17 protein-coding genes are annotated in these 14,239 nt (G+C 69.4%); 3 read left to right on the top strand and 14 right to left on the bottom strand.

What is annotated here, in order from left to right:
• Positions 1-66 precede the first annotated feature (66 nt).
• Positions 67-375 carry a hypothetical protein gene (locus AC07VM_RS14635; protein ID WP_494911932.1) on the top strand — a complete coding sequence of 103 codons (309 nt, stop codon included), beginning with the start codon at positions 67-69 and terminating at the stop codon, positions 373-375.
• On the opposite strand, the gene AC07VM_RS14630 is transcribed toward AC07VM_RS14635, so the two are convergent.
• Both AC07VM_RS14630 and recO read right to left on the bottom strand, forming a co-directional pair.
• Positions 315-1,118, bottom strand: a complete 804-nt coding sequence (locus tag AC07VM_RS14630) for an isoprenyl transferase (RefSeq protein WP_267414932.1) — start codon at positions 1,116-1,118, stop codon at positions 315-317. The two genes, AC07VM_RS14635 and AC07VM_RS14630, sit on opposite strands and share 61 nt — an antisense overlap.
• Positions 1,115-1,858: a DNA repair protein RecO gene (gene recO / locus AC07VM_RS14625; RefSeq protein ID WP_267414933.1), complete on the bottom strand. Its 744-nt coding sequence runs from the start codon at positions 1,856-1,858 to the stop codon at positions 1,115-1,117. The genes AC07VM_RS14630 and recO overlap by 4 nt, the downstream gene beginning before the upstream one ends.
• A 34-nt stretch (positions 1,859-1,892) precedes the next feature.
• On the opposite strand from recO, the gene AC07VM_RS14620 reads away from it, so the two are divergent.
• Entirely contained in the window at positions 1,893-2,591 is a 699-nt protein-coding gene (locus AC07VM_RS14620; RefSeq protein WP_267414934.1) for a trimeric intracellular cation channel family protein, read from the top strand.
• Between the two features lie 61 nt (positions 2,592-2,652).
• Here AC07VM_RS14620 and leuA read toward each other — a convergent pair whose 3' ends face one another.
• The gene (gene leuA / locus AC07VM_RS14615) at positions 2,653-4,407 is read right to left on the bottom strand and encodes a 2-isopropylmalate synthase (protein WP_267414935.1); all 1,755 of its coding nucleotides are present in this window, start codon (positions 4,405-4,407) and stop codon (positions 2,653-2,655) included.
• 194 nt (positions 4,408-4,601) lie between these two features.
• Here leuA and AC07VM_RS14610 point away from each other — a divergent pair, with 194 nt between their 5' ends.
• Positions 4,602-5,249, top strand: a complete 648-nt coding sequence (locus AC07VM_RS14610) for a hypothetical protein (RefSeq protein ID WP_494911931.1) — start codon at positions 4,602-4,604, stop codon at positions 5,247-5,249.
• A gap of 1 nt (position 5,250) precedes the next feature.
• On the opposite strand, the gene AC07VM_RS14605 is transcribed toward AC07VM_RS14610, so the two are convergent.
• The 11 genes from AC07VM_RS14605 to dnaJ all read right to left on the bottom strand — a co-directional run bounded on the left by AC07VM_RS14605 (position 5,251) and on the right by dnaJ (position 14,232).
• A complete protein-coding gene (locus tag AC07VM_RS14605) occupies positions 5,251-6,186 on the bottom strand; it encodes an NADP-dependent oxidoreductase (RefSeq protein ID WP_494911930.1) in 936 nt (311 codons plus the stop codon).
• An 18-nt stretch (positions 6,187-6,204) separates the two neighbouring features.
• A complete protein-coding gene (locus AC07VM_RS14600; RefSeq protein ID WP_494911928.1) occupies positions 6,205-6,678 on the bottom strand; it encodes a hypothetical protein in 474 nt (157 codons plus the stop codon).
• The gene (locus tag AC07VM_RS14595; protein WP_494911927.1) at positions 6,675-7,655 is read right to left on the bottom strand and encodes a hypothetical protein; all 981 of its coding nucleotides are present in this window, start codon (positions 7,653-7,655) and stop codon (positions 6,675-6,677) included. The genes AC07VM_RS14600 and AC07VM_RS14595 overlap by 4 nt, the downstream gene beginning before the upstream one ends.
• Positions 7,648-8,175, bottom strand: coding sequence for an RNA polymerase sigma factor (locus tag AC07VM_RS14590; protein WP_494911925.1), 528 nt, complete (start codon positions 8,173-8,175; stop codon positions 7,648-7,650). The genes AC07VM_RS14595 and AC07VM_RS14590 overlap by 8 nt, the downstream gene beginning before the upstream one ends.
• Before the next feature lie 54 nt (positions 8,176-8,229).
• Positions 8,230-9,144: a GTPase Era gene (era, locus tag AC07VM_RS14585; RefSeq protein WP_494911924.1), complete on the bottom strand. Its 915-nt coding sequence runs from the start codon at positions 9,142-9,144 to the stop codon at positions 8,230-8,232.
• Positions 9,119-10,414 (bottom strand): hemolysin family protein, encoded by a 1,296-nt coding sequence (locus tag AC07VM_RS14580; protein WP_494911923.1) that lies wholly within the window; start codon positions 10,412-10,414, stop codon positions 9,119-9,121. Before AC07VM_RS14580 ends, era begins: the two co-directional genes overlap by 26 nt.
• Positions 10,411-10,869: an rRNA maturation RNase YbeY gene (ybeY, locus tag AC07VM_RS14575; protein WP_267414944.1), complete on the bottom strand. Its 459-nt coding sequence runs from the start codon at positions 10,867-10,869 to the stop codon at positions 10,411-10,413. Before ybeY ends, AC07VM_RS14580 begins: the two co-directional genes overlap by 4 nt.
• A complete protein-coding gene (locus AC07VM_RS14570) occupies positions 10,866-11,891 on the bottom strand; it encodes a PhoH family protein (RefSeq protein ID WP_267418555.1) in 1,026 nt (341 codons plus the stop codon). Before AC07VM_RS14570 ends, ybeY begins: the two co-directional genes overlap by 4 nt.
• Positions 11,892-11,970: 79 nt before the next feature.
• On the bottom strand, positions 11,971-12,321 hold the full coding sequence (locus AC07VM_RS14565) for an HIT domain-containing protein (protein WP_267414945.1): 351 nt from the start codon (positions 12,319-12,321) through the stop codon (positions 11,971-11,973).
• Between the two features lie 64 nt (positions 12,322-12,385).
• The gene (locus tag AC07VM_RS14560; RefSeq protein ID WP_494911922.1) at positions 12,386-13,114 is read right to left on the bottom strand and encodes a 16S rRNA (uracil(1498)-N(3))-methyltransferase; all 729 of its coding nucleotides are present in this window, start codon (positions 13,112-13,114) and stop codon (positions 12,386-12,388) included.
• A gap of 2 nt (positions 13,115-13,116) precedes the next feature.
• A complete protein-coding gene (gene dnaJ / locus AC07VM_RS14555) occupies positions 13,117-14,232 on the bottom strand; it encodes a molecular chaperone DnaJ (protein WP_494911921.1) in 1,116 nt (371 codons plus the stop codon).
• Between the last annotated feature and the right edge of the window lie 7 nt (positions 14,233-14,239).

The following is a 14,239-nucleotide window of genomic DNA, read 5'->3' as shown; positions in this document are numbered from 1 at the left end:
CATCCAACCGCATGGTTCTATGAGCTATTCCGAGGGAGCCGCACCCGGTCGGACTACCCCTACGCCGTGGTGCGCAGCCGGCTGCTCCGGCGCACGCTCGCCCGCGGCATTCTGCGGCGCGAGCTCTGGAACGGCAACCGCGAGAAGGGTCCGTGGAACCTCCTCATCCGCGATCCCGCGAGGAACATCCTCGCGTGGCAGACCGCGACCCTGCACAACTGGGCCGAGCGGTTTCCCGAGCTGCAGGAGCGCTTCCCGCACCTGACGATCGTCCGACTGGGTCACCCCCGGGAGACGGAGCGCTGGCTGCGCGCTCAGGCCGGGGCGTCGGGGGTGTCGATCGCGCCGCCGAAGCGACGGTCGCGCGACAGGTAGATGCCGATCGCGCGCCACAGCTCCTCGCGCGAGAAGTCGGGCCAGAGCGTGTCCAGGAACACCATCTCGGCGTACGCCGATTCCCACAGCAGGAAGTTCGAGGTGCGCTGCTCCCCCGAGCTGCGCAGGAACAGGTCGACGTCCGGCATGTCGGGCACGTACAGGTTCCGACGGATCATCTTCTCGGTGATCGCCTTGGGCTTCACCCGCCCGGCCGCGACGTCTTCCGCGATCGCCCGCATCGCATCGACGAGCTCGACCCGCCCGCCGTAGTTGACGCACATCGTCAGGGTGAGCACGTCGTTGCCGCGCGTGAGCTGCTCGGCGTACTGCAGCTCCTTGATGACGCTGCCCCACAGCCGGGGCTTGCGTCCCGCCCAGCGGATCCGCACGCCCCACTCGTTGAGCTGATCACGGCGCCGGTGCAGCACGTCGCGGTTGTAGCCCATGAGGAAGCGCACCTCCTCGGGAGAGCGGGCCCAGTTCTCGGTGGAGAACGCGTACACGGAGAGGTGCTTCACGCCGGCCTGGATCGCCCCGGCGACCACGTCGAGCAGCACCTCCTCCCCGGCCTTGTGCCCCTCGATGCGGTTGAGGCCCCGACGGTTGGCCCAGCGGCCGTTGCCGTCCATCACGATCGCGACGTGCGCGGGAACCGCGGGGAACGCGGGCGGGTGCGCCCCGGTCCAGTCCAGCGGCCGATAGGCCACGGCGTCCTTGTGGGTATACGGCTTGGGGCTCACCGTGCTCCTTCCGTGGGGATGTCGGACACGTGGGCGAGCGAGCGGATGCCGCGCTCCAGGTGCCATTGGGCGTAGGCGGAGACGAGTCCCGAGGCGGCTGCGGTGTCGGCGGGCGAAGACGCGTCGATCACGTCCCACTCCCCCGCGATCAGGGCACGGAGCAGGGCCAGGGTCTTCTCGGCGACCCGGGGGCTTCCCGCCGGAGCGCAGTTCCCGCAGACCAGTCCCCCCAGCTGCGCGACGAACCGTGCGTGCGGTCCGGGGGTGCCGCAGCGCGCGCACTCATCCAGCGAGGGCGCCCATCCCGAGAGCGACATCACGCGCAGCAGGTAGGAGTCGAGGATGCTCCGTGCGACGTGCTCTCCGCGCGACAGCGCACGCAGTCCGCCGACGAGCAGCAGGTACTGGTCCGGAGTCGCCTCGGAGTCACTCAGGCGGTCGGCCGTCTCGACCATCGCGTTGGCCGCGGTGAACCGTTCGTAGTGCGCGGCGATGTCCGTGCCGTAGGAGCCGAGCGACTCGGCCTGCTGCACGATGTCGAGCGAGCGCCCCTGATACAGCTGCACGTCGGCGACCATGAACGGCTCGAGCCGGGCGCCGAACTTCGACGAGGTCCGGCGTACGCCCTTCGCCACCGCGCGGACCTTGCCGTGGCGTCGCGAGAGCATGATGACGATGCGATCCGCCTCACCGAGCTTGTGGGTGCGCAGGATCACCGCTTCGTCTCGATAGGTGGGCACCCTTCGATTATCCTCCGTGCGCGAGAATGGACGCGTGACCGAACCGCTCTTCACCATTCCGCTGTGGGCGGACCTGCTCGGCGTCGGCCTCGGCGGCGTGCAAGGCGCGATGTTCGCGTCGGGGTTCCAGGGGCAGCGACGCCTCGACTGGCTCGGCGTCGCGATCATCGGCATCATGATCGGCATGGGCGGCGGTCTGATCCGCGACATCCTGCTCGGACAGACGCCCGCGACGCTCCAGAACCAGTGGTACCTGGTCACGGCGGGTGGGGCAGCGCTGCTCGGCATGCTGCTCGCGGGACTGTTCACCAGGCTGAACACGGTGATCGTGGTCCTCGACGCCGTGGTGATCGGCATGTTCGGCGCGTTCGGCACCAGCAAGGCCCTCGCCTTCGGCATTCCCGAGGTGCCCGCCGTCTTCATCGGCGTGTGCGCGGCGGTCGGTGGCAGCGTGCTCCGGGACATGCTGATGGGATTGCCGACCGCGATCATGCACGTCGGCTCGCTCTATGCGGTCGCCGCCGGCGCGGGGTGCACGTTCATCGTGATCGCCGTCGCCCTGGGGATGCCGATCACGCTCGCCGCGGTCATCGGCATCGCCGTCACGGCCGTCATCCGGGTCCTCGCCGTCACGTTCGACGTCTCCCTGCCGGAGCAGCGCCGCATCTACCGCCGCAAGGTGGCCGCGGAGACGGGTGCCATCGCGATCGTGAAGCCCAGCGCCGACCTCTGAAGCCGCCGACGACGAAGGCCGGGTTCCCCGAGGATCCCGGCCTTCGTCGACTGCCCCGTGCTCAGACGGCTGCCAGCTCCTGCTGGCGCGTGCGGATCGAACGGTTCACACCCGAGACGATGGCCTTGAGCGACGCCGTCGAGATGTCGCCGTCGATGCCGACGCCCCACAGCCGCTGGTCGCCGACCTGCAGCTCGACGTACGCCGCCGCCTGCGCGTCACCCCCGGCGCTGAGAGCGTGCTCGACGTAGTCGTAGACGGTGATGTCGAAGCCCTGACCGCGCAGGACCTCGACGAACGCGGCCACGGGCCCGTTGCCGTTGCCCGACACGGAGACCTGCTGGTCGTCATCGCGCAGCACGACATCGAGCACGACGTCTCCGGACATGTCGCTGCGGGTCTGGGTCGCGAGCAGCTCGAACCGGCCCCACTTCGCCGCGGTGTCGTCCGCGGGCAGGTACTCGTCGTTGAAGATCGACCAGATCTGCTCGCTGGTGACCTCGCCACCCTCCGCATCCGTCTTGGCCTGCACCACGCCCGAGAACTCGATCTGCAGCTTGCGCGGCAGGTCGATCGCGTGGTCCGACTTCAGCAGGTAGGCGACGCCGCCCTTGCCCGACTGCGAGTTGACGCGGATGACGGCCTCGTAGGAACGGCCGAGGTCCTTCGGGTCGACGGGCAGGTAGGGCACCGCCCACTCGATCTCGTCGACCGTGACGCCCTCGGCGGCCGCTCGGGCCTCCATGGCCTCGAAGCCCTTCTTGATCGCATCCTGGTGCGAACCGCTGAACGCGGTGAAGACCAGGTCGCCCGCCCACGGGCTGCGCTCGGGCACCGGCAGCTGGTTGCAGTACTCGACCGTGCGCTTGACCTGGTCGATGTCGCTGAAGTCGATCTGCGGGTCGATGCCCTGCGTGAAGAGGTTGATGCCCAGCGCCACGATGTCGACGTTGCCGGTGCGCTCGCCGTTGCCGAACAGGCACCCCTCGATGCGGTCGGCACCGGCCATGTAGCCGAGCTCCGCGGCGGCGATCGCCGTGCCGCGGTCGTTGTGCGGGTGCAGCGACAGGATGATGTTCTCGCGGTGGGCGAGATTGCGGCTCATCCACTCGATCGAATCGGCGTAGACGTTCGGAGAGGCCATCTCGACGGTCGCGGGCAGGTTGATGATCACCTTGCGGTCGGGCGTGGGCTCGAACACCTCGATGACCTGGTTGCAGATGTCGAGGGCGAACTCGAGCTCGGTACCCGTGTAGCTCTCGGGCGAGTACTCGTAGTAGACCTTCGTGTCCGGAATCGTCTTCTCGAACTGGCGGCACAGCCGTGCACCCTCGAGCGCGATGTCGATGATGCCCTGCTTGTCGGTGCGGAACACGACCTCGCGCTGCAGCACGCTGGTCGAGTTGTACAGGTGCACGATGGCCTGCTTGGCGCCCGCGATCGACTCGTAGGTGCGGGCGATGAGGTGCTCGCGCGCCTGAGTCAGCACCTGGATCGTGACGTCGTCCGGGATGAGGTTCTCTTCGATGAGCTGGCGGACGAAGTCGAAGTCCGTCTGGCTCGCCGACGGGAAGCCGACCTCGATCTCCTTGTAGCCCATGCTGACGAGCAGCTCGAACATGACGCGCTTGCGCTCGGGCGACATCGGGTCGATGAGAGCCTGGTTGCCGTCGCGGAGATCGACGGCGCACCAGCGCGGGGCCTCGGTGATGCGGGCATCCGGCCAGGTGCGGTCAGGCAGGTGGACGTTGATCTGCTCGTGGAACGGCCGGTACTTGTGGATCGGCATCGCGGACGGGCGCTGAGTGTTCTGCATGATGGGGCTTCTTCTCTTCGTCAAGATGAACGGGCCAACACAAGCGCCGCGACGAGGAAGGCCCTAGCTTTAGGACTCGTCGCGGCAGCTAAGAAGAAGCAGACCGCCGAAAGGCATGTCGTCATGGTAGCAGGGATGCGACGCCGGATTCCGCCGGTCCTGAGACGATCCCGGCGCAGGCGACACTTCTCGGTATGAGCACATCGCAGCGTCGCCTCGCCCTCGCCGCGGCATCCGCCGTCGGACTCCTGTTCCTCAGCGCCTGTGCGACCGGTCCCGGAAGCTCCGCGGCACCGACGAGCACGAGCGTTCCCTCCGATCAGCGCCTGGAGGAAGCGCACCCCGATCTCCCCGACGGGCGCGTGATCGGTGTCGGCACGGTGCTGGACGTCGGCGGCGATGTCCAGCTGTGCCTCGGCGCCGTCGCGGAGTCGTACCCGCCCCAGTGCAGCGGCGTGCCGCTCGACGACTGGACGTGGGAGGGCGTGGACGGAAGTGAGAGCAGCGGCGACACCACGTGGGGCGCCTACGCCGTCTACGCGACGTACGACGGTGAACGCCTCACGAACACCGACCCGCCGATCATGCTCGCCCTGTTCGACCCGGTGGCGACGGAGGACCCGACGGGCGGCGTCGACGGGACCACGACCGACACCGAGCTCACCCGCGTGCAGGACGACATCGCCGCACGCCTCGGGCCGTCGGCGCTCTCGGTCGGCACCGACCGCGGATACGTCTGGCTGCAGGTCGTCTGGGACGACGGGACGCTCCAGGACGCCGTGGACGCCGAGTACGGCGAGGACGTCGTGTTCGTGACCTCGTCCCTGGGCGAGATCGACTGATCTACGGGATCAGCGCCAGCTTGCCGCCCGGGTGGCCGGTCGCCAGGAGGCGATGGGCGTCCGGCGCCTGGGCGAGCGGGAAGGTGCGCGCGAGCGGGACCATGAGATCGCCGTTCTGCGCCAGCGCGATCAGCTCGCCGCGCACCTCGTCGCGGAACCGGGCGCTGTCCGGCATCGATCCCGCGATCGCGAGGAAGCCCGCGGCCTGCGCACGGGCGGGTGCGGCGATGGTGACGATGCAGCGGCGGTCGGCGACGAGCTCGAGAGACACGTCCACGGCCTCGTCCGTGCCGACCGCGTCGAGGGCGGCGGCGATCGGCGCGTCCGCGACCTCCCGCACCCGATCGGCGAGCCCGGCTCCATACGTCACCGGGATGCCCCCGAACCTGCGGACCTCGTCGAGTCGATGCTCCCCTGCGGTGCCGATCACCCGGATGCCGCGCAGGCGGGCCTGCTGGAGCACGCTCACGCCGACCGCACCCGAGGCACCGTGGAGCAGGATCGTCTCCCCGGGCGCTGCTCCGGTGACCGCGAGCATCTCGGCGGCGGTGGTGCCGACGAGCAGAAGGTTCGCGGCCTCGGGGTGGGTGAGCGTCGTCGGCTTCGCGAACACCTTCTCGGCGGGCACGGTCACCTCGGTCGCATAGCCGCCCTGGATCCGGAAGGCGACCACCTCGGCGTCGAGCACCGCCTCGCCCGAGCCGATCCGCGTGTCGGGACCGATCGCAGTCAGCACGCCGGACACCTCGTAGCCGATCGGCACGGGGAGCTCGACACCGGGGCGGGCGGACGCGACGTGCTTCGCATCCGCCGGGTTCACGCCCGCGGCGTGCACGCGGATCGTGACCTCACCCACGCCGGGTGCCGCGACCCCGCGCTCGACGAGCTCCCACGACTCCGGTGCGCCCCAGGCGGTGGCGATCCACTGCTTCGACATGTTCGCGGGGGCCGATCCTCAGAGCAGGCAGCGGAGGTTGGTGACCGTGCCGGTGACGTTCGACCAGCTCCCGGCGCTCACCGTCTTGAGGACGGTCGTGCCGTTGCGCGCCTGCAGCGACCCCGAGGTGCGCGCGTTCGCGACCGACTTCACCGAGAAGCTCGACGGGATCGCGTTGACGCCGCAGGTGCTGAACGAGAGGACGCTCCCGCCGATCGAGGAGGCGTTGAAGGCGCAGAACTTGCCGGTCGCACAGGCACCGACCGACCGCGCACTGATCCCCGACGCGGAGGGGACGCTCAGTTCCATGTCCAGTTCGGGCCACACCGCATGGGTCGCATCGATGACGATTCCGCCCGGTACCTCCTCCAGCATGGCCGTGACCTGAGGGTCGACCGCACGACCGCCGGAATCCGCCGCGTAGGCGGGAGTCGCGCCCAGGGCGATCACGAGCCCGAGCAGGATCGCGCCGAGGGGGGCGACTCGCTTCATCCGATCGTCTCCTCGTCGAGATCCCACATCTGGTACGAGATGATCGCGCCCGCGGGGAAGATCTCATCCGCGACCAGGACGGTGCGCTCGACCCCGACGATCCGACCGGTGTCGCGGGACACCAGGATCAGGTCGCTCACGGCGCCGTCCGGCGACGCGACACGGATACCCGTCACCGAGCGTCCGAGCCGATCGGTCGTCGTGCCGAGGGCATCCCCACCGCCCGCCTCCTGCAGCAGGAGGAGCAGCTCGTGGTGCTGCGTGTCGGTGAGCGTCCACTGGTCGAGGACCGAGGTGATCGCCGCCCCCACCTCGAAAGCCGTCGGGTCTTCCGGCATCCCGAACGCACGGAGCATCTCGACCATGTCGTCGCGCGTCTCCCCCGGCACGTCCGTCCACGGGGTCTCGAAGTCGCCCGGTGCCATCACCAGATCGGTGACGACCTTCCCGCTGCTGGTGACCTCGGCGGCGTTGCTGGCCACCGCGTCGGACGGATCGTACGGAACGCCGGCGACGATCGTCATGCGTCCGGACCCGTCGGGCTCCCAGGTCAGCGTCGACAGCTGCGGCACGACCGTGCTGGTCTTCTCGTCGACGTCGACCGAGAACCCCCACGATGCCGTCCGGACGGTACGGGCCGGTGCCGTCGGACCGGGAACCTCGGTGAGCGCCGCACTGGCGTCGTCGACGATCTGGGCGACCGTGTTCGCGCCGGAGAAGTCGAGCGGTGCCGGCGTGCCAGCGACGGCGGCGCCCTGCGGAGAGAGCACGGCGAAGGCCAGTGCCGTGGAGGCGGCGATGGCGGTGAGACCCGATGCCCAGCCCAGTGCCAGGCTGCGGCGCCGCTTGCGTACGCCGTTCGAGCGGAGGATGCGATCCCTGGTCGCGAGGGCGCGAGCATCTGGCAGTGCGTCCCTCGGCGTCGTCGCAGGATCGGCGTCGCTCAGCAGCCGCTCGAGCACGGCGTTGTCAGTCATCACCCGTTATCAGCCCCTCCAGGCCCAGCTCCGCACGCAGGCGTTCCTGCGCTCGGCTCAGCGTCTTCCGCACTCGGGACTCAGAAGCGCGCAACAGCTCCGCGATCTCCCCCACCGCGAGTCCATCCCAGTACGTGAGCATGATGATACGCCGTTGGGGCGGAGTGAGGACACCCAAAGCCCTCACGACTTCGACACGATCGACGAGACCGGGGACGCCGTCGTCACCGCACAGCCCGGTGTGCACGGCATCCAGCGCACTGTGCGGGGTCGAGACACGGCCGGGTCGGGTGCGCAGACGCCGGTCCGCGGCGCGGAGCAGCCAGACGCGCCCCGGGGGCCGGGCGGGCCGGAGCCGCGACCATGCGAAGAGGAAGACCTCCGAGACGAGCTCGGTCACTTCCTCCTCGGCGGCGACGACACCCTCGATGTGGTGTCGCACTGCTGCCCAGTGCTCATCGAACACTCGGGTGAAGACCTCGTTTCGCAGCGGATTCGGGTCTTCGCTGCGACCGATCATCGGTCCGGGGTCGGCGGTCTGCCCGCCGCCTTCGACGTGTGACGGGGGGTCATCTCAGAAGCCGAGCCTGCCGAGCTGCTTCGGATCGCGCTGCCATTCCTTGGCGACCTTGACGTGCAGGCCGAGGAAGACGCGGGTGCCGAGGAGCTCTTCGATGCCCTTGCGCGCACGCGCTCCGACATCGCTGAGACGCTTCCCCTTGTGCCCGATGATGATCGCCTTCTGGCTGTCGCGCTCCACCACGATCGACGCGTGCACGTCGGTCAGGTCCGTGCCTTCGCGGGGGGCGATGTCGTCGATCACGACGGCGATCGAGTGCGGCAGCTCGTCACGCACGCCGTCGAGAGCCGCCTCGCGGATCATCTCGGCGATGCGATCCTCGTCCGACTCGTCGGTCGTGATGCCCTCCGGGTACAGAGCGGGGCCCTTCGGCATCAGCAGGAGGATCTCGTCGGAGAGCACCTCGAGCTGGTCTCGGGTGAGGGCGGACAGCGGGATGACCGCGTCCCAGTCCTCGCGCAGCGCGTCGACCTCCAGCAGCCGCTCGGTGATCTCGTCGCGCGCAGCCACGTCGGTCTTCGTCACGATCGCGATCTTCTTCGCCCGCGGGTAGCCGTCGAGCGACGCGGCGATGCGCCGGTCGCCCGGGCCCACCTTCTCGTTCGCGGGCACGCAGAATCCGATGACGTCGACGTCGCCGAGCACCTGCTCCACGAGGTCGTTCAGCCGCTCGCCGAGCAGCGTGCGCGGCTTGTGGATGCCGGGGGTGTCCACGATCACGAGCTGACCCTCCGGCCGGTTCACGATGCCCCGGATCGCTCGACGGGTCGTCTGCGGCTTCTCACTGGTGATCGCGATCTTCTCGCCCACCAGCGCGTTCGTCAGCGTCGACTTGCCGACGTTCGGCCGGCCGACGAAGGTCACGAAACCACTTCGGGTGTCCTCAGTCATCGTCTCGATCTCCTTCATCCTGCGAAGCGTCGGGTTCCCCCGCCGCACGTTCCACGAACACCGTCGCGATTCCGCGACCACGACCACGGGATGCTCCGCCCGTGAGGACCAAGCCTTCCACGGTCGCCGTTGCACCCGGCTGCGGCACCTGTCCCAGCGCCTTGCCGAGCAGACCGCCGATCGAGTCGACGTCCTCGTCCTCGAGCTCGAGGCCGAACAGATCGCCCACGTCCTCCAGCGAGAGTCGGGCACTCACGCGGTAACGTCCGTTGCCGAGATCGACGAACTCGGCGGATACCTGATCGTACTCGTCGGAGATCTCCCCGACGAGCTCCTCGATCAGGTCCTCCAGAGTAACGAGGCCGGAGATGCCGCCGTGCTCGTCGATCACCAGGCACACATGCACGGCGTCGCGCTTCATCTGCTGGAGGAGCGTCTCCGCACGCATCGACTCCGGCACGAAGGTCGCGGGCCGGGCGATCGGGCGGATGGAGGCCGCGCGCCAGGCGCTGTCGTCGCGGTACGCGAACTGCACGAGGTCCTTGAGGTACAGCACTCCCACGACGTCATCGGCCTCGTCGTCGACGACGGGCATGCGCGAGACACCGCGGTTGAGGAACAGTGCCATCGCCTCATCGGTGGTCGCCGTGGCGTCGACCGTCACCATCTCGGTGCGGGGCACCATCACCGCGCGGACGAACTGGTCCGTGAAGTCGAACACCGAGTGGATGAGGTCGCGGTCGTCCTCCTCGATCAGATCGTTCGAGGCGGCCTCGTCGACCATGCTGAGCAACTGGTCCTCGCTCGCGAAGGAGCTGCGGCCGGTGCCGGGGGTCACCCGGTTGCCGAGCACGACGAGCCCCTGGGCCAGCGGCCCCAGGAAGATGCGGAGTCCGCGCACGATGGAGGCGGTGCCGCGGATCATCCCCTCGGCGTGCTGGCGTCCGAACGATCGCGGGCTCGCCCCCACGAGGACGAAGGTGATCGCGGTCATCAGGACGGCGGCGGCGAGCATCGCCCACCAGTTGTTGTCGATCAGCATCGTGAAGGCGACCGTCACGAGGACAGCGGCCGTGACCTCGGCGAGCACACGGATGAAGGCGACCGCGTTGACGTGCGCGTCGAGGTCGGCCGCGATGCGACCGAGAGCCTTGGCCCGGCGCCCCTCCGTCGCCATGTCGGCGAGGTTCGCTCGGGAGGCCACACCGTACGCGGCGTCGATCGCGGCCATGAGACCGCCGAACGCGACCAGCAGAACGGCGGCGATCAGGAGGAGGACGGCTGTCATCGTCGGCGTTCAGCCGCCGCGAAGCCCTGGATCAGTTCCTTCTGCAGACCGAACATCTCACGCTCCTCGTCGGGCTCTGCGTGATCGAAACCGAGCAGGTGGAGCAGCCCGTGGGTGGTGAGCAGGATCAGCTCGTCCATCAGGGTGTGGTGCGCGGCCTGCGCCTGCGCCTCCGCGACCTGCGGGCACAGCACGATGTCGCCGAGCAGGCCGGGAGCGGTCGGCCGGTCCTCGGTGCCGGGACGGAGCTCGTCCATCGGGAAGCTGAGCACGTCCGTGGGGCCCGGCTCGTCCATCCACTGCACGTGGAGCGCCTCCATGGCGCCCTCGTCGACGAGGACGATGGCCACCTCGGCATCGGGGCTGACATGCAGCTGCGCGAGGTTGTAGTCCGTCAGTCGCTGCAGCACGGTCTCGTCGACGTCGATCGCCGACTCGTTGTTGATCTCGATCATGAGAGTCCTCGTTTCGGCATGCGGTCACGGGGTCCGGGGCGCTGTGCTCCCCTGCGGTCGGCGCGGTTGGCGAACTCGGCCGCCTGTTCGCGTTCGAACCGCTGCGCGGTGCGCTTCTCGTCGTACTCGCTGTAGGCGTCGACGATGCGACCGACCAGCGAGTGCCGCACGACGTCGTCGCTGGTGAGTCGTGAGAAGTGGATGTCATCGATGCCGTCGAGCACCCGGGTGACCAGGCGGAGCCCCGAGGAGCCCTGCGGGAGGTCGACCTGGGTGATATCGCCGGTGACGACCATCCGCGTGCCGAAGCCCAGGCGCGTGAGGAACATCTTCATCTGCTCCGGCGTCGTGTTCTGCGCCTCGTCGAGCACGACGAAGGAATCGTTCAGCGTGCGGCCGCGCATGTAGGCGAGCGGCGCCACCTCGATCGTTCCGGTCGCCATCAGGCGCGGGACGATCTCGGGGTCCATCATCTCGTTGAGCGCGTCGTAGAGGGGACGCAGGTACGGATCGATCTTGTCGGTGAGCGTGCCGGGGAGGAACCCGAGCCGCTCCCCCGCCTCGACAGCCGGCCTGGTCAGGATGATGCGGGTGACCTCCTTGCGCTGGAGCGCCTGCACGGCCTTCGCCATGGCGAGGTAGGTCTTGCCGGTTCCGGCAGGGCCGATCCCGAACACGATCGTGTTCTCCTCGATCGCGTCGACGTACTCCTTCTGCCCGAGGGTCTTCGGACGGATCACCTTGCCGCGGGTGGTCAGGATCGCCTCTCCGAGCACCTCGCTCGGGCGGGGGCCGCCCTCCTGCCGCAGCATGCGCGCGGAGCTGGACACGTCGCTCGGCGCCAGGTCCTGTCCGGCCCTGGTCATCGCCAGCAGCTCGTCGACCAGGGCTCGCGCCTTCGCGACCGCGTCGGTGTCGCCGCTGAGGGTGATCTCATTGCCGCGCACCAGCACCTGCACGTCGGGGTGCTCCTTCTCGAGCATCCGCAACAGGCGGTCCTGCGGTCCGAGCAGCTGCACCATGGCGACGCCGTCGGCATAGATCTTCTCGACCGACTCGGGCGGTCGACCGCCCAGGCTGCGCTCCTGCGGCTCGTGGTTCTCAGGCACCGACACTCTTCTCGGTCAATCCGCCGGCCAGCACGTGGGCATGGACGTGGAATACGGTCTGTCCGGCGTTCGCGCCGGTGTTGAAGACGAGACGGAAGTCGCCGTCCTCGGTGTGCTCCGCGGCCAGTTCCGTCGCGAAGGCGACGATCTCGGCGAGCAGCGACGGGTCCCCGGCGGCCAGTTCGGTCACGTCGCGGTACTCCGCGGTCTTCGGCACCACGAGGAGGTGCACCGGCGCCTGCGGCGCGATGTCACGCAGCGCGAAGAGGCGGTCCGTCTCACCGAGGATCTCGGCAGGGATCTCCCCGTTCAGAATGCGCGTGAAGATCGAAGGTTCCGTCATGCCTTCAAGTCTACTGATCGCCACGTCGTCGCAGCCCTGGGCCTCTCGCCGCGCCGCAGCGGGGTCACCACCGGCCGAGAGCCACCGACAGCACGGCGATGGCCGCCGGTCCCGCCGTCGAGGTGCGGAGCACCGTGTCGCCCAGGAGAACGCGTTCGGCGCCCGCCTCGGTCAGCCGATCGAGCTCCTCGTCCGAGATCCCGCCCTCCGGTCCGACGACCAGCACGAGATCGCGTCCGTCCGGCTCGATCTCGGACAGACGGACGGATGCCGTGGGATCGAGCAGGAGCACCCGCTGCGAACCCGCCCGCTCCGCGAGCTGCTTCGTCGAGACCGGCGCGGCGACCTCGGGGAGCCACGCGCGGTGGGCCTGCTTGGCGGCTTCGCGCACGATGGTCGCCCACCGTTCGCGGCCCTTCACGGCCTTGGGACCCTCCCAGCGGGACACGCTGCGACTCGCCTGCCACGGCACGATCTCGTCGACGCCGAGCTCGCACGCCGCCTGCACAGCGAGCTCGTCCCGGTCCCCCTTCGCGAGGGCCTGCACCAGCACGACTCTGGGCGCGGGGGCGGCGTGCTCGACGCGCTCCGCGATGCGGACCTCGACACGTGTCGGCGAGACCTCCTCGGCAGAGCCCGTCAGCCAGACACCCGCTCCGTCGCCGACCGTGACGGCCTCGCCGACGCGGAGCCGACGCACGACGGCGGCGTGCTTCGCCTCGGCACCGGCGAGCGACACGAGGTCTCCGACCGCGGCATCCGTGGACGACTCGACCAGGAAGTGCAGGGCCATGATCAGTGGCTGCGGAAGCGGTCGCGGAGCTTGGAGAAGAGGCCCTGCTGGAACTGGGCCAGCTGCGGATCCGGCGCCTTGGTCTTCTTCGCGAAGTCCTCGATCAGCGCCCGCTGCGCGGAGTCCAGCCTGGTCGGGGTCAGTACCTGCACGCCCACCCGCAGGTCGCCGCGCTGGGTGCCGCGGAGCGGGGTGATGCCTCGGCCCTTGATGGTCAGCACGTCTCCGGACTGCACGCCGGCGCGGATCTCGAGGTCGACTTCGCCGTCCAGCCCCTGGATCGTGGTCTCGGTGCCGAGGATGGCATCCGTCATCGACACCTCGAGCGTGGCGAGCAGGTCGTCGCCCTCACGGCTGAACGCCGGGTGCGCGTTGACGGTGACCTCGACGTACAGGTCGCCGTTCGGGCCGCCGGCCTTGCCGACCTCTCCCGAACCGGGCAGCTGCAGACGCAGGCCCGTCTCGACGCCGGCGGGGATGTCGAGCGACACGGTGCGGCGCGAGCGCACACGACCCTGTCCGCCGCAGGTGCCGCAGGGGTACGGGATGGTCGTGCCGTAGCCCTCGCACGTGCCGCAGGGCTGCGAGGTGACGACGTTGCCGAGCAGGCTGCGCACCTGGCGCTGCACGTGACCGGAGCCGCCGCAGATGTCGCACGTGACCGGCGAGGTGCCCTCCTGGCAGCACGACCCCTGGCAGGTCTCGCACAGCACGGCGGTGTCGACCTCGATGTCCCGGTGGGCGCCGAACACGACGTCGCCCAGGTCGAGCGTCACGCGGACGAGGGCGTCCTGACCACGCTCGCGGCGCGAGCGCGGACGCGCGCCGCGACCGCCGCCCTGCGCCGCCCCGAAGAAGGTCTCGAAGATGTCCCCGAAGCCGCCGAACCCGCCGAAGTTGCCGGCCGCGCCGTCTCCGCCGCCCATGTCGTAGCGACGACGGGACTCGTCGTCGCTGAGCACGTCGTACGCGTGCGTGACGAGCTTGAACTTCTCCGCAGCGTCCTCTCCCGGGTTCACATCCGGGTGCAGCTGCCGCGCCAGGCGTCGATACGCCTTCTTGATCTCGTCGGTGGAAGCGTCTCGGGACACCCCGAGAACCTCATAGTGGTCCGCCACAATCGCC

The organism is Microbacterium sp. GW821-FHT01D02 (assembly GCF_059422585.1).
This window is presented reverse-complemented; position numbering and strand designations above follow the sequence as displayed.

What these genes read in the sequence shown, in the direction of transcription:
- AC07VM_RS14605 (WP_494911930.1), bottom strand. Translation starts at nt 6,186, where the DNA reads ATGTCGAAGCAGTGGATCGCCACCGCCTGGGGCGCACCGGAGTCGTGG.
- AC07VM_RS14600 (WP_494911928.1), bottom strand. Translation starts at nt 6,678, where the DNA reads ATGAAGCGAGTCGCCCCCCTCGGCGCGATCCTGCTCGGGCTCGTGATC.
- ybeY (WP_267414944.1), bottom strand. Translation starts at nt 10,869, where the DNA reads ATGATCGAGATCAACAACGAGTCGGCGATCGACGTCGACGAGACCGTG.
- era (WP_494911924.1), bottom strand. Translation starts at nt 9,144, where the DNA reads ATGAAGGAGATCGAGACGATGACTGAGGACACCCGAAGTGGTTTCGTG.
- leuA (WP_267414935.1), bottom strand. Translation starts at nt 4,407, where the DNA reads ATGCAGAACACTCAGCGCCCGTCCGCGATGCCGATCCACAAGTACCGG.
- AC07VM_RS14610 (WP_494911931.1), top strand. Translation starts at nt 4,602, where the DNA reads ATGAGCACATCGCAGCGTCGCCTCGCCCTCGCCGCGGCATCCGCCGTC.
- AC07VM_RS14590 (WP_494911925.1), bottom strand. Translation starts at nt 8,175, where the DNA reads ATGATCGGTCGCAGCGAAGACCCGAATCCGCTGCGAAACGAGGTCTTC.
- AC07VM_RS14565 (WP_267414945.1), bottom strand. Translation starts at nt 12,321, where the DNA reads ATGACGGAACCTTCGATCTTCACGCGCATTCTGAACGGGGAGATCCCT.
- AC07VM_RS14570 (WP_267418555.1), bottom strand. Translation starts at nt 11,891, where the DNA reads ATGGTGCAGCTGCTCGGACCGCAGGACCGCCTGTTGCGGATGCTCGAG.
- AC07VM_RS14560 (WP_494911922.1), bottom strand. Translation starts at nt 13,114, where the DNA reads ATGGCCCTGCACTTCCTGGTCGAGTCGTCCACGGATGCCGCGGTCGGA.
- AC07VM_RS14595 (WP_494911927.1), bottom strand. Translation starts at nt 7,655, where the DNA reads ATGACTGACAACGCCGTGCTCGAGCGGCTGCTGAGCGACGCCGATCCT.
- AC07VM_RS14580 (WP_494911923.1), bottom strand. Translation starts at nt 10,414, where the DNA reads ATGACAGCCGTCCTCCTCCTGATCGCCGCCGTTCTGCTGGTCGCGTTC.